Genomic DNA, 13,379 nt, shown 5'->3' on the forward strand with positions numbered 1-13,379 from the left:
TCGGGATCCTACGCCTGCCCGGTTCGGGCTACTCCTCGTCGGGCTGCGGCGCGATCGGCTGGCCCAGCCGGACGCGCGTGCCGAACGGGTCGGACACGAGCGAGACGCGCTCGCCCCACTCGCTGTCCTCGGGTTCCTCGACGACGAGGAACCCGGCCTCCGCGAGCGAGGTCGTGACCGCGTCGACGTCGTCGACGTAGAACCAGAGCAGGATGCCGGCGCCCTCGCCGGCCGTCGCACCGTCGGCGCGGCCCAGGCCGAGCTGCGACGACCCCGTCTGCAGGGTCGCGAACAGCGGCTCGCCCTCGGGCGGATACCGATAGGTCACGGTGGCCCCGAGCCCGTCGCGGTAGAACCGCATCGCGGCCTCCATGTCGGGCACCTCGACGATCGGGTACGCGGATTCGATCATGGTCCCTCCCGCGCCCGACGCTACGCCGCGTGCGGGGATGCCGCTACCGTTGCACCGTGAGCGAGCACATCTCCGCGAGCGTCGCCGACGGCGTCGGCCACCTCACGCTCGAACGGCCGCAGGCCCTGAACGCCCTGAGCTACGAGATGATCCGTGCGCTCGCCGCCGTCTTCGACGCGTGGCGCCACGACCCCGAGGTCTCGATGGTCGTGCTCGACGGTGCCGGCGAACGCGGGTTCTGCGCGGGCGGCGACGTCCGCGAGCTCTACATGTACGCCACGGGCGGCCACGTCGCCGAGGCCCTGCGCTTCTTCCGCGACGAGTACCGGCTGAACGCGGCGATCGCGCGGTACCCGAAGCCCGTCGTCGCGATCATGGACGGCATCACGATGGGCGGGGGCATCGGACTCGCGGGGCACGCCTCGATCCGGATCGTCACCGAGCGCTCGCGCGTCGCGATGCCCGAGACCCGGATCGGCTTCACGCCCGACGTGGGCGGCACGTGGCTGCTGGGTCGCGCCCCCGGCGAGCTCGGCACGCACCTCGCGCTGAACTCGCGCACCATGGACGCGGCCGACGCCATGCACGCCGGCTTCGCCGACGCGTTCGTGCCGAGCGCGAGCATCCCGCACCTGCTGCAGGCGCTCGAGGAGCGCGCCGACCCGGGCACGCCCTCCGAGATCGTCATGCTCTTCGACGAGACGCCGGGGCCGTCCGCGCTCGCCGCGGCGCGCCCGTGGGTCGACGCCTGCTTCTCGGCGCCGACCGTGCACGGCATCATCGACCGACTGCGGGCGTTCGCCGAGGGGCGAGCGGATGCCGCGGAGGCGACGCCGGGGTCGGCGACGGGCTCGCCGGACGAGACCGGGGAGCCGCGGCATCCGTCGGCCCAGCCTGCGCAGGCCTATGCCGCCGCCGCCGCCGACGAACTCGAGACGCTCTCGCCCACGGCGCTCGCGATCACGCTCGAGGCGGTGCGTCGGGCCCGCACGCTGCCGAGCCTCGAGGACGCCCTCGAGCAGGAGTTCCGCGCCGTGTCGTGGTTCATCGGCCAGCACGACCTGCACGAGGGCATCCGCGCACAGGTCATCGACAAGGACCGCTCGCCGAAGTGGGATCCCCCCACCCTCGACGACGTGCCGGCGAGCCTGCCCGCGCGCGTGCTCGAGGAGCAGTTGCACGACCCCGTCTGGACCCGCGACGCCGACTGACCGGGGGTTGTGCTCGGCGGGCACCCGGCGAATAATAAACCACATGGTTTACTCCTCGGGCGGAAGCGGGCCCAGCGCCCCGATCGACTCCACCGTCGACCGCGATGCCGACGCTGACCGACTCGACGCGGTCTTCGCGGCACTCTCGCATCGGTCGCGCCGCGACCTCGTCGTCTACCTCGCCGCCAGGGCCGACGCACCGCGCATGTCCCAGGTCGCCGCCGACCGAGGCGTCTCCCCGCAACTGCTCAACAAGCACACCGCGGCGCTCGAGAAGGCCGGACTCGTCCGACGGGTCGGCGACGGCCGCGAGCGTCGGCTCGTGCTGGACACGGTCGCGCTCGCAGAGGCCCAGCAGTGGATCGATCGTGCGCGCGAGTACTGGACCGCCCGACTCGACTCACTCGACTCGTACATCGCGGACCTGGAGGGCGATTCCGATGCCTGACGCCGTCTTCGACATCGAGCGCACCTTCGCGATCGACCGGCCGACCATGTGGTCGCTCTGGACCGACGCCGCGCACGCGGCCCGCTGGATGCGACCGTCCGTCACCGACTACGGCGAGACCGTCGCCACGATCGATCCGAGGCCCGGCGGCTCCTACCGATTCGAGATGCACGCACCCGACGCGACCTACGCCACCTCGGGCACCTTCGTCGACGTCGACCCGATGGATCGCCTCAGCTTCACCTGGCGTTGGGACGGATCCGACGAGGAGACGCTCGTCGAGGTCCGCTTCGCCGACGACGCCGACGGCACCCGCGTCCGGATCACGCACACGCGGTTCTCCACGGGCGAGTCCGCCGAACGCCACGGCGAGGGCTGGCGCGGATGCCTCGACTCGATCGCCGCCGTCTTCGAGCCGTCGCCGGGCTGACGCCCACCCCGTACCGGCGACGACGCCGGCACCGCGGGCCTCCGGCCGGAGGCCCGTCAGCGATTCCGAGAGGACCGACACCATGGCACGCTTCGTCTTCATCTACCACGCCCCGATGACCCCGGCCGGAGCCACCCCGCCCACCGACGAGCAGACCGCTGCCGTGATGGGGGAGTGGATGGACTGGGCGGCGAAGGTCGGCGACGACATGGTCGACTTCGGCACGCCACTGGCCGAGGGCGTCCGCGTCAGCTCGGACGGCTCGACCGCGCCCAGCACGCGCGAGGTCAGCGGCTACACCGTCATCGAGGCCGCCGACATGGACGCGGCCCTCGCGCTCGCCACGGAGCATCCGCACCTGAAGATGCCCGGCGGCTGCGAGATCGAGGTGCACGCCGCGCAGCCGGTCCCGGGCATGTAGGTCGCAGCGACGAGCCGCGCTCAGCGCGCCTTGGCGACCGCCGCCTCGAGGGCGACCCACGAGAGCATCGCGCACTTGATCCGCATGACGTACTTCGAGACGCCGTGGAACGCGATCGCGTCGCCCAGCACCTCCTCGTCGGGAACGCCCTCGCCCTTCGAGCGCAGCATCGTGCGGAACTCCTCGGCGAGGCCCAGCGCCTCGTCGACGGGTCGCCCGGCCACGAGGTCGGTGAGCACCGACGCCGACGCCATCGAGATGCTGCATCCGTCGCCCTGCCAGGCGACCGCGTCGATGCGCTCGTGCGCGTCGTCGAGCCTGACGCGGAGCGTGATCTCGTCGCCGCATGTCGGGTTGAACTCGTGGTGCTCGGCGTCGGCGCCCTCGAGCGGACCGTCGCCGTGCCGCGCCTTCGCGTGGTCCAGGATGATCTCCTGGTAGAGGCCTTCGAGGTTCGCCATCACGCGGCTCCCGTTCCGAGTCCGAAGAAGCCGCGGACCTCGCCGAGCGCCGCGACGAACCGGTCGGCCTCCTCCGCGGTCGTGTAGACGTGCGCGCTGGCGCGCGTCGTCGCGGTGATGCCGAGCGCGCGGTGCAGCGGCTGCGCGCAGTGGTGGCCGACGCGGACGACGAGCCCGGCGTCGTCGAGGAACTGGCCGACGTCGTGCGCGTGCACGCCGTCGACGACGACGCTCACGAGCCCCGCGCGCGCCTGCCCCGGCTGCGGGCCGACGATGCGCACGCCGGGGATCGCCGCGACGCCCTCGATCACGCGCGCCGCGAAGGCGTCCTCGTGCGCGGCGACGGCGTCCATGCCGAGTCCCTCGAGGTACCCGACGGCGGCTGCCAGGCCGATCGCCTGCGACACCGCCTGCGTGCCCGCCTCGAAGCGCTGCGGCGCCGGCAGGAACTCGGCGGTCTCGAACGTGACGCGCGTGATCGTCGAGCCGCCCGTGCGGGCCGGGGGCAGCGCGTCGAGCAGCTCGGCGCGGCCGTAGAGCACGCCGATGCCGTTGGGCCCGAGCATCTTGTGGCCCGAGAACGCCGCGAAGTCGACGCCGTAGCCCGCGAAGTCGACGGGCCGATGCGGCACCGACTGGCAGGCGTCGAGCACGACGAGCGCCTGCGGCGCACGGGCGCGCACGGCCGCGACGACGTCGGCCACCGGGACGATGAGCCCGGTCACGTTCGAGATCTCGGCGAAGGCGACGACGCGGGTGCGCGCGGTCAGCACGGCCGCGAGGTCGTCGGTCGACCAGCAGCCGTGCTCGTCGACCTTCACGGGCACGAGCCGAGCGCCGGTGCGCTGCGCGACGCGCTGCCACGGCAGCAGGTTCGCGTGGTGCTCGGCCTCGGTGAGCACGATCTCGTCGCCGGCCTGCAGCGCGAAGCGCGCGGCATCCGCCCCGCCGATGCCGGCGCTCGCGTCCGCGATGCCGAGCGCGACCATGTTCAGCGCGTCGGTCGCGTTCTGCGCCCACACGATCTCGCGGTCGTCGCGGGCGCCCACGAACCGGGCGACGTCGGCGCGGGCCTCCTCGAAGCGGGTCGTCGACCGGCCGGTCGCGGCGCTCGCGCCGCGGTGCACCGCCGCGAGGTCGTGCTCGAGGTAGTCGCGTTCGGCGTCGAGGACGGCCGTCGGGCGCTGCGCGGTGGCGGCCGAGTCGAGGTACGCGGTGGGTCGGGCGTCGCCGGATGCCGCGAACGCCGGGAAGTCGCGGCGGATGTCGCGAATCGTCCGTGCGCCCACGCGCTCCGTGTCGGTGGGGATCATCCCCTCCATCGTCCCATGCCCCGGCCGGGAGCTCGCCGTCAAGCTCCGGCGCGATCGCGGCCCGGTTCGATAGCGTGAGCCACGTGAAGATCCACCACCTGCGTACCCACCGGAGCGACGAGAACCTCGCACGCGAGGGCCAGCTCGCCTGGCAGCTCGCCGGCGTGGCCGTCGACCCCGTGGAGGTCGACGACGAGGTCGTCGAGATGGTCGTGAACCGCGTGATCGACAACGCGGCCGTGGCGGCGGCATCCCTCGCGCGCCGACCCGTCGTGGCCGCCCGCAGCCAGGCGCTCGCGCACCCCGTGTCCATCGGCGGCGACGGCGCGACCGCCGTCGGTGCGGATGCCGCGCGGCGGACCTCGCCCGAGTGGGCCGCGTGGGCGAACGGGGTGGCCGTGCGCGAGCTCGACTTCCACGACACGTTCCTCGCCGCGGACTACTCGCACCCCGGCGACAACATCCCGCCGATCGTCGCCGTCGCGCAGCACCTCGCCGCGTCGCGCGGGCTCACGGGGCGCGACCTCGTGCGCGGCATCGCGACCGGCTACGAGATCCAGGTCGACCTGGTGAAGGCGATCACGCTGCACGCGCACAAGATCGACCACGTGGCGCACCTCGGCCCGTCGGCCGCGGCCGGCATCGGCACGCTGCTGGGCCTCGACCAGGAGACGATCTTCCAGGCGATCGGCCAGGCGCTGCACACCACGACCGCGACGCGGCAGTCGCGGAAGGGCGAGATCTCCACCTGGAAGGCGTACGCGCCCGCGTTCGCCGGCAAGATGGCCGTCGAGTCGGTCGATCGCGCGATGCGCGGGCAGACGAGCCCCGTGCCGATCTACGAGGGCGAGGACGGCGTGATCGCCTGGCTCCTCGGCGGACCCGAGGCGACCTACGAGGTGCCGCTGCCGGAGACCGGTGAGGCGAAGCGCGCCATCCTCGACTCGTACACGAAGGAGCACTCGGCCGAGTACCAGGCGCAGGCGCTCATCGACCTGGCCCGGAAGCTCCACGAGGAGTACCCGCTGATCCTCGACGACCCCGACCGCATCGAGTCGATCACGATCCACACCTCGCACCACACGCACAACGTGATCGGCACCGGCGCGAACGACCCGCAGAAGTACGATCCGGATGCCTCGCGCGAGACGCTCGACCACTCGATCCCCTACATCTTCACGGTCGCCCTGCAGGACGGCGCCTGGCACCACGCGGACTCGTACTCGCCCGAGCGGGCGCACCGCCCCGACACGGTCGCCCTCTGGCGCAAGGTCTCGACCGTCGAGGACCCGGAGTGGACGCGCCGCTACCACTCGCTCGACATCGGCGAGAAGGCGTTCGGCGGCCGAGTGGTCATCCGCCTCGCCGACGGCAACGAGATCGTCGACGAGATCGCCGTGGCCGACGCCCACCCGCTCGGGGCGCGGCCGTTCGGACGCGAGCAGTACGTCGAGAAGTTCCGCACGCTCGCGGAGTGGGTGCTCGAGCCCGCGGAGATCGATCGCTTCCTCGAGGTGGCCCAGCGGCTCCCCGAGCTCGGCCCCGACGAGCTCGGCCGACTCACCATCACCGCGGCCCCCGGTGCCCTCAGCCACGTGGAGATCCCCGCCGGCCTCTTCTGACGCGGGTCGTCGTCGGTATCTGCTGGTCGCGTGCGCCGGCGACCAGCAGATCGTGACGACGACCGGGCCGCCGCCGGCGCCCAGCGCATCACCCCGGGAACCAGGGTGACCATCGCGGCCTTCCCGTCCATCCGCGGCGGCGGAGGTTCGCAGCGATGCGGTCGATGAGCTCGCGCGGACGGGCGAGGTCGGCCTGCGTGACCTCCATCAAGTGGAGCCCGAGTGCCTCGAGCTTCGATTCGCGCGTCCGGTCGCGGCGCCACTGGAGGCGATCGGTGCGGTGGTGGTCGCCCTGGTACTCGAGGACCTCCCCGTACCCGTCGAACGCGAGATCGACGCGTGCCACGAAGAGCCCGGCGGCATCCGTCACGATCGCCTGCGGCCGCGGCGCGGGGAGGCCGCCCAGGCGCACGATCGCGCGCAGCTCGGACTCCTTCGGCGATTCGCTCCCGACGTCGCGAAGCTCCGCAGCCGCGCGGAGCTTCGAACGCAGTCGATGATCCGGGTACGCGGCGATGGCGTCGGCCAGCTCGGCGTGCGGTGTTCCGATGACGTCGGCGATCGCCACGAGCTCGGGCACCGAGAGTTCTCGGGCGAGATCGCAGAAGGTCCTCGTGGCGGAGGTCATCCGGACGGCGGCGTCGGTCACCTCGTCGTCCCGGATGCGCAGCGACCGGCCGACGAGGCCGTGGCGTCGAGGCGCTCGCGCCGGAGCCGGGACGCCGACCTCGATGGCGTGGAGCAGTCGCGGCGGAAGGGGGAGCCCGTGGAGTCGCGCGGCCGAGCGGCCGCACAGGAACGCGTCGCTCCGCAGCGCTCGCAGCACGGAGCGGTGGCGCACGAGTTCGTCCGCCTCCGCCTCGACACGCACTCCGGAGGTCGGCGCGGCGAGGTCCGACGCGCGCAGCCGCGACGGCCGCACCCCTGCAGCGATCGCCTGCCGAACGGAGAACGCGCCGTCCGACAGCAGCGCTTCAGGAAGGGAACTCCTCGCGGTCACGCCGTTGAGCATGGAGCCGCGCGGATGCGACGGTTGCCGCCGCCGATGCCCCTGTGGATCCGTCCCGCACCCCGCGCGATGTCGAGGACGCGTCGGTCGTCGTCGATTTCCGCGGGTCCGGTCGCGGAAACACCCGCAGATCGTGACGACATGCGTTCGGACGCGCGCGGCCCGACGGGTCGTAGGCTGGGGGAGCGGTCGCGACGAGGCGACCCGCCCGTCCGAGGAGCCCCACGAGGAGCACGATGAGCGAGCAGACCCCGCAGTCCGAGATGCCGAAGATCTACAAGGGCCTCGCCGGAGTCCCCGTCGACGTCACCGCGATCTCGAAGGTGAACTCCGACACCAACTCGCTGCTCTACCGCGGCTACCCGGTGCAGGAGCTCGCGGCATCCGTCACGTTCGAGGAGGTCGCGTACCTGCTGTGGTACGGCGAACTGCCGAACGACGAGGAGCTCGCCGCGTTCGAGGACCTCGAGCGCAGCCACCGGGGCCTCGACCACGAGATCAAGCGCATCGTCGACGAGCTGCCGCTGACGGCGCACCCGATGGACGTCGTCCGCACGGCCGTCAGCGTGATCGGGGCGAGCGACCCGAAGACGCCCGACGACTCGCACGAGGCGAACCTCGAGAAGTCGATCCGGCTGTTCGCGAAGCTGCCGTCGATCGTCACCTACGACCAGCGCCGGCGCCGCGAGCTCGAGTTCGTCGAGCCCAACAACGACCTCGGCTACTCCGCGAACTTCCTCTGGCAGGCCTTCGGCGAGACGCCCGAGCTCGAGGTCGTGAACGCCTTCGACACGTCGATGATCCTGTACGCCGAGCACTCGTTCAACGCGTCGACGTTCACCGCGCGCGTCATCGCGTCGACGCTGTCCGACCTGTACTCGGCCGTCACGGGCGCGATCGGCGCGCTCAAGGGCCCGCTGCACGGCGGCGCGAACGAAGCCGTCATGCACGCGTTCGACGAGATCGGGCCCGGCGAGGGCGGCGCGCAGCGCGCGGTCGAGTGGCTGGATGCCGCGCTCGCCGAGAAGCGCAAGATCATGGGCTTCGGCCACCGCGTGTACAAGCACGGCGACTCGCGCGTCCCCACGATGCGCGACGCGTTGGAGCGGATGGTCGAGCACTACGACCGTCCCGACCTGCTCGAGCTCTACACGGCGCTCGAGGACGCGATGGACGAGCGCAAGGGCATCAAGCCGAACCTCGACTACCCGGCCGGGCCGACGTACCACCTCATGGGCTGGGACACCGAGACCTTCACGCCGCTGTTCGTCGCGAGCCGGGTGACCGGGTGGACCGCGCACGTCATGGAGCAGCTCGCGTCGAACGCCCTCATCCGGCCGCTCTCGGTCTACGAGGGACCGAACGAGCGGCACGTGCCGCCGAAGGGCAACGCGGCAGGCGAGTAGCCCAGGCGTTCACGCCTGCGCACAACGCCGCGCCGCGGCATCCGTCGTCGCACTGTGCAGGGCCACCAAGGTGGAGATGTCCACGACGGATCGGTCATATCCTCGTGGACTATGCACATGCTGTTCCGGACCCTGCTCCACATGCTGTTCCTGTCGCGCCGCAAGCCGACGCTCGGGCACTACGACATCGCGCGCACCCGGTTCGTCACGCTGCCGACCGACCTCGACGTGAACCGCCACATGAACAACGGCGTGTACTTCTCGATCATGGATGTCGCGCGGTTCGACATGCTCGTCCGCAACGGCGTCTTCGGCCTCATGCGCGAGAAGGGCTGGTACCCGGTCGTCGCGAGCGAGACCATCACGTTCCGCAAGTCGCTGCAGCTGTGGCAGCGGTTCACGATCGAGTCGCGCCTGATCGGCTACGACGAGCGCGCGGTCTACGTGGAGCACCGGCTCGTCCGCCCCGACGCGTCGGGCGAGCCCGAGATCTACGCGCGCGCGTTCATCCGCGCCAGGTTCCTCCGCAAGGCGGGCGGCACCGTCCCCGTGTCCGAGCTCATGGAGGTCTTCGGCACCCCGCCCGCCGACGACGAGCTGCCCGAGTGGATCGAGCGCTGGGGGGCGGATGTCGCGCTGCCGCCGACGCGAGCCGGTGCGCCGTCGGTCTGGAGCTGACGCGTCAGCTGCGCGCCTTCCACGGCACGACGACCTCCTTGATGATGAGGATGACGCCGGCGGCGACCGGGATCGCGACGAGCGCGCCCGGCAGGCCGGCGAGCGTGCCGCCCGCGAGCGCGGCGATGAGGACGACCGATCCGGGCACCTGCACGGCGCGGTTCATGACGCGCGGCGTGAGGATGTAGGCCTCGACCTGCATGTAGATGAGCATGCCGATGAGCACGATGATCGCGGCCGTCGGCGAGGTGAAGAGGGCGATCACGGTCATGAAGGCCGTGGTCAGCACGGTTCCGATCATCGGGATCAGCGTGATGAAGAACGCGGCCACGGAGATGACGAGGGCGAATGGGACGCCCGCGATCGTGAGCAGGATCAGGCTGTAGACCGCGTTGAAGAACGCGAGCACGACCATGCCGCTGAGGTACCGGCCGACGTTCTGCATGATCTGCTCGGAGATCCCGACGATGCGTGCCCGGTGCGAGGCCGAGATCAGGGTGTAGATCGCCGCCTTCGACGAGTCGAGCGTCGCGGTGAAGTAGATCGTCAGGATGAAGATGAAGAACGCGGTCGAGATGCCGCCGATGATCGCGAAGCCGATGTCGAGCGCTCCGCCGCCCACCGTGGCCCAGGTCGCCGGATCGGTCGCGATGTCGACGACCGTCGAGTACAGGTTCGCGAGCAGTCCGTTCGAGTCGGACGAGAGCTGCTGGAACCAGTCCTGCTGCTGCAGGTTGGCGTAGAGGTCGGGTATCGACCGGATGAACTCCGCGGCCTGCGTGACGACGAGCGGCAGCACGAGCCCGAGCATCCCGCCGATGACGAGCACGAACAGGATGATGACGGTGAGGATGGCCCAGCCGCGCTTCATGCCGCGGCGCTGGAACCAGCGCACGAGCGGGTCGAGCCCGAGCGTGACGAAGATCGCGGCGAACACCGAGAAGACCACGCTGGAGAGGTTCAGCAGCGCGGCGGCGAGCGCCAGGGTGACGAGCACGCCCGCCGTGGCGAGGAGTCCCCATACGAAGGGCCGGTCGCTCAGCATTCCGCCTGGCGCGGGCGGCGCCTCCCGGGTCCGGGCCGTCTCGAGGTCGCGCGCACGCCGTCCGATGGGCTTCACGCGCGTCAGTCTAGGGGCGCGTGCCGCCGCCGTGGGGTGCGCCGGGCCGCCGGCGCGTCAGCGCCTCGGCGTCAGTGACCGCGCGCGGCGTCGGGCGCCTGGGCGCCGGCCGGCACGTGCAGGGCCCGGTACGTGTCGACCAGGCCGGGGTCGTACGCGCTCCACTCGGGCATCTCCGAACCGGACCGCGCGGCGGCGAGCCGATCGAGGAAGTAGTCCCAGCCCGGGCCGATGGAGGTCGCGTCGGCCGGGGTCCGCAGCCGCTGGCCGAGCGTCAGCGTCGTCATCCCGCCGGCTTCCCGGAGATGGCAGAAGACGCGCACGGCGTCCTCGCCCTCGCCGATGTCGGCATGGAAGCCGTGGGGGGCGTCGCACTCGAGGATCGAGGTGTTCTGCCACTCCGCGTCCTCGCTCGACATCCGGAACCGGACGGCGCCCGTCGACGGGTTGCCGGTGTAGGTGCCGATCCACGCCAGCATCGCCGTCGGATTCGTCAGCGAGTACCAGACGTCCTCGATCGGCGCATGGAACAGCCGATCGAACTGGAGGTAGAGGCCGTCGGCCTTGTGAACGTAGTGGCCGGTCGCTCGAGTGATGGTCATCGTCGCCCCCATGCGTGTCGTCCTGCCCTCAGGCTAATCCGGCCGCCCCGGGAGGGCTAGAGTGGCGCGCATGAGCACTCGGGGAACCTCGCAGCAGACGCACGACGAGCAGTCGCTCCACATCGCCGGACGGCACAGCGGAATGTGGGGGTGGTTCAGCGGCATCATCGTGCTCGCGCTGATCGCCGTGCCGCTCAGCGCCGCGTTCGCGTTCGCGACGAACCCCGGCACGCAGCAGCTCTTCGGCGGCCGACTCTCGGAGGCCACGCAGGGCGGCTACCAGGCGTTCTGGTGGGTCGTCACGCTGCTGCTCGTCGCACTGCCGATCCTCGTCGGGTACGGCGTCGCGAAGATGTCGGGCCGCGCGCTGATCATCGTCGGCGCCGTCGTCGCGCTGTTCGTGATCGCGATCATGATCCTCGGGCAGCTCTTCGTCTTCTGATCAGGGGAGCTCCTCCTCGAGCACGGCCATCGCGGCGTTGTGACCGCCGATGCCGCTGACTGCGCCGCCGCGCACCGCGCCGGAGCCGCACATGAGCACGCGCGCGTGCCCGGTCGCGACGCCCCAGCGCTCGGCGGGCGTCGTGGCCTCGGCGCCGGGCTCGATCCACGGCCACGAGAGCGGGCCGTGGAAGATGTTGCCGCCCGGCATGTTCAGCGCGTGCTCGAGGTCGCGGGTCGTCTTCACCTCGATGCACGGCCGGCCGGCGGCATCCGTCGCGATGACGTGGGCGATCGGCTCGGCCAGCACGGAGTCGAGCGACGCGAGCACCGCGTCGCGGAGGCGCTCGCGCAGTTCGTCGTTGCCGTGCGCGTCGACCAGCCGGTCGGGCACGTGCAGGCCGAACACGGTGAGGGTCTGGGCATCGGATCCGGCGAGGCCGGGCCCGAGGATCGTCCGGTCGCTCAGGGTGTGGCAGTAGATCTCGCACGGCAGCGGGTCGGGCAGGCGACCGGCCGCGGCGCGGCCGTAGGCGGCGTCGAGCTGGGTCTCGAGCTCGTTGACGTGGAACGTGCCGGCGAACGCCTGCTCCGGTGCGACCGACGCGTCGGCGAGGCGCGGGAGGCGGGTGAGCAGCAGGTTGACCTTGACCTGTGCGCCCTCGGGCATGCCGGCACGGGCGAGACGGCGTCGGGCGCCGTCGTCGAGCCGCACCTCGTCGGAGTGCGTGCCCGCCACGGGCTCGTCGCGCGGTGCGACCGTTGCGGCGGGGGCGGCGTCGGCGCGCGGGCCGGTCGCACCGCGCTCGGCTTCGGCGGATGCCGCGACCAGCCGTTCGAGGACGATCGGCGCGACGCCGGCGAGCACCACGTGGGCGCGCGCCGCGTGCTCGATGCCGCCCTCGCGCCAGCGGACCTCGCCCGAGTCGCCGTCGATCGCGACGACCTCGGCATCGGTGCGGAGCACGGCGCCCGCCTCGCGGGCGGCGCGGGCGAGTTCGCCGGACACGGCGCCCATGCCGCCGACGGGCACGTCCCAGTCGCCCGTGCCGCCGCCGATCACGTGGTACAGGAAGCAGCGGTTCGCATCGAGCGACGGGTCGTCGAGGTCGGTGAACGTCCCGATGAGGCCGTCGGTCGCGACGACGCCGCGCACGAGGTCGTCGGCGAACCGCGCGTCGATCGTCTCCCCGAGGGGTCGCTCGACGAAGTCGTCCCACACGCGGTCGTCTCCGACGAGGGCGCGCGCCTCGGCGCGGGTCGGGAGCGGCTCGGTGAGCGTCGGGAAGAGCCGCTCCGCGACGCGGGCGGTGTCGGCGTAGAACGCCTGCCACGCGTCGGCGTCGTCCTCCGCGCCGACTCGGGCGAACGCGTCGCGCGCCGCCGCGGCGTCCGCCTCGACGTCGACGAGCAGGCCGTGCGACGGGTCGCGCGGGTCGGGCGTGTACGAGGAGAAGCGGCGTCGGACGAGCCGCACGTCGAGGCCGAGGTCGTCGACGATCCGCTGCGGGAGGAGGCTCACCAGGTAGGAGTAGCGGCTGAGTCGCGCGTCGACGCCTTCGAAGGCCGCTGCCGAGACCGCGGCGCCGCCGAGGTGGTCGTCGCGCTCGAGCAGCAGCACGCGCTTGCCGGCGCGTGCGAGGTAGGCGGCGGCGGTCAGGCCGTTGTGGCCGCCGCCGACGATGAGGACGTCGTGGGCCGAGGCGTCGGGCGCGTCGACGGCGTGGGGCGCGGCAGGGTGCGCATCGGTGGGCATCCCATGAGCGTAGACGAGCGGATGCCGCGTCCCGGCACCGTCCGACGGG

The 13,379-nt window shown here is 72.0% G+C and carries 15 protein-coding genes; 8 read left to right on the forward strand and 7 right to left on the reverse strand.

The window, feature by feature from the left end; all coding sequences use genetic code 11:
• Positions 1–28 precede the first annotated feature (28 nt).
• Entirely contained in the window at positions 29–412 is a 384-nt protein-coding gene (locus ACFVHK_RS02920; protein WP_129235297.1) for a VOC family protein, read from the reverse strand.
• Positions 413–468: 56 nt separating this feature from the next.
• Between ACFVHK_RS02920 and ACFVHK_RS02925 the strand changes: the two genes are divergently transcribed.
• The 4 genes from ACFVHK_RS02925 (at position 469) to ACFVHK_RS02940 (ending at position 2,922) form a co-directional block, all read left to right on the forward strand.
• Positions 469–1,623 (forward strand): enoyl-CoA hydratase/isomerase family protein, encoded by a 1,155-nt coding sequence (locus ACFVHK_RS02925; RefSeq protein WP_376927503.1) that lies wholly within the window; start codon positions 469–471, stop codon positions 1,621–1,623.
• 43 nt (positions 1,624–1,666) lie between these two features.
• Positions 1,667–2,071, forward strand: coding sequence for an ArsR/SmtB family transcription factor (locus tag ACFVHK_RS02930; RefSeq protein ID WP_376927504.1), 405 nt, complete (start codon positions 1,667–1,669; stop codon positions 2,069–2,071).
• Complete coding sequence (locus tag ACFVHK_RS02935; RefSeq protein WP_376927505.1) at positions 2,064–2,501, forward strand: SRPBCC family protein; 438 nt, start codon at positions 2,064–2,066, stop codon at positions 2,499–2,501. The genes ACFVHK_RS02930 and ACFVHK_RS02935 overlap by 8 nt, the downstream gene beginning before the upstream one ends.
• A gap of 82 nt (positions 2,502–2,583) precedes the next feature.
• Positions 2,584–2,922, forward strand: a complete 339-nt coding sequence (locus ACFVHK_RS02940; protein WP_376927506.1) for a hypothetical protein — start codon at positions 2,584–2,586, stop codon at positions 2,920–2,922.
• A gap of 20 nt (positions 2,923–2,942) precedes the next feature.
• Here ACFVHK_RS02940 and sufU read toward each other — a convergent pair whose 3' ends face one another.
• Together sufU and ACFVHK_RS02950 are read right to left on the reverse strand one after the other, a co-directional pair.
• Entirely contained in the window at positions 2,943–3,383 is a 441-nt protein-coding gene (gene sufU / locus ACFVHK_RS02945; protein ID WP_376927507.1) for a Fe-S cluster assembly sulfur transfer protein SufU, read from the reverse strand.
• Positions 3,383–4,696 carry an aminotransferase class V-fold PLP-dependent enzyme gene (locus ACFVHK_RS02950; RefSeq protein ID WP_376927508.1) on the reverse strand — a complete coding sequence of 438 codons (1,314 nt, stop codon included), beginning with the start codon at positions 4,694–4,696 and terminating at the stop codon, positions 3,383–3,385. Before ACFVHK_RS02950 ends, sufU begins: the two co-directional genes overlap by 1 nt.
• Before the next feature lie 83 nt (positions 4,697–4,779).
• Between ACFVHK_RS02950 and ACFVHK_RS02955 the strand changes: the two genes are divergently transcribed.
• Positions 4,780–6,318: an MmgE/PrpD family protein gene (locus ACFVHK_RS02955; RefSeq protein ID WP_376927509.1), complete on the forward strand. Its 1,539-nt coding sequence runs from the start codon at positions 4,780–4,782 to the stop codon at positions 6,316–6,318.
• Positions 6,319–6,406: 88 nt separating this feature from the next.
• Here ACFVHK_RS02955 and ACFVHK_RS02960 read toward each other — a convergent pair whose 3' ends face one another.
• Positions 6,407–7,318, reverse strand: a complete 912-nt coding sequence (locus ACFVHK_RS02960; protein WP_376927510.1) for a hypothetical protein — start codon at positions 7,316–7,318, stop codon at positions 6,407–6,409.
• A 245-nt stretch (positions 7,319–7,563) separates the two neighbouring features.
• On the opposite strand from ACFVHK_RS02960, the gene ACFVHK_RS02965 reads away from it, so the two are divergent.
• Together ACFVHK_RS02965 and ACFVHK_RS02970 are read left to right on the forward strand one after the other, a co-directional pair.
• A complete protein-coding gene (locus ACFVHK_RS02965) occupies positions 7,564–8,733 on the forward strand; it encodes a bifunctional 2-methylcitrate synthase/citrate synthase (RefSeq protein WP_376927511.1) in 1,170 nt (389 codons plus the stop codon).
• Between the two features lie 111 nt (positions 8,734–8,844).
• Positions 8,845–9,411: an acyl-CoA thioesterase gene (locus ACFVHK_RS02970; protein WP_376927512.1), complete on the forward strand. Its 567-nt coding sequence runs from the start codon at positions 8,845–8,847 to the stop codon at positions 9,409–9,411.
• Positions 9,412–9,415: 4 nt separating this feature from the next.
• Here the strand turns inward: ACFVHK_RS02970 and ACFVHK_RS02975 are convergent, their stop codons facing one another.
• Together ACFVHK_RS02975 and ACFVHK_RS02980 are read right to left on the reverse strand one after the other, a co-directional pair.
• Positions 9,416–10,531 carry an AI-2E family transporter gene (locus tag ACFVHK_RS02975; protein ID WP_376927513.1) on the reverse strand — a complete coding sequence of 372 codons (1,116 nt, stop codon included), beginning with the start codon at positions 10,529–10,531 and terminating at the stop codon, positions 9,416–9,418.
• A 71-nt stretch (positions 10,532–10,602) separates the two neighbouring features.
• Positions 10,603–11,133, reverse strand: a complete 531-nt coding sequence (locus tag ACFVHK_RS02980) for an SRPBCC domain-containing protein (protein WP_376927514.1) — start codon at positions 11,131–11,133, stop codon at positions 10,603–10,605.
• A 70-nt stretch (positions 11,134–11,203) separates the two neighbouring features.
• Between ACFVHK_RS02980 and ACFVHK_RS02985 the strand changes: the two genes are divergently transcribed.
• Positions 11,204–11,575 carry a hypothetical protein gene (locus tag ACFVHK_RS02985; protein WP_129236001.1) on the forward strand — a complete coding sequence of 124 codons (372 nt, stop codon included), beginning with the start codon at positions 11,204–11,206 and terminating at the stop codon, positions 11,573–11,575.
• On the opposite strand, the gene ACFVHK_RS02990 is transcribed toward ACFVHK_RS02985, so the two are convergent.
• A complete protein-coding gene (locus tag ACFVHK_RS02990; RefSeq protein ID WP_376927515.1) occupies positions 11,576–13,330 on the reverse strand; it encodes a phytoene desaturase family protein in 1,755 nt (584 codons plus the stop codon).
• Between the last annotated feature and the right edge of the window lie 49 nt (positions 13,331–13,379).

Source organism: Agromyces binzhouensis, assembly GCF_042672355.1.
In the GTDB taxonomy this organism is placed as follows: Bacteria; Actinomycetota; Actinomycetes; order Actinomycetales; family Microbacteriaceae; genus Agromyces; species Agromyces binzhouensis.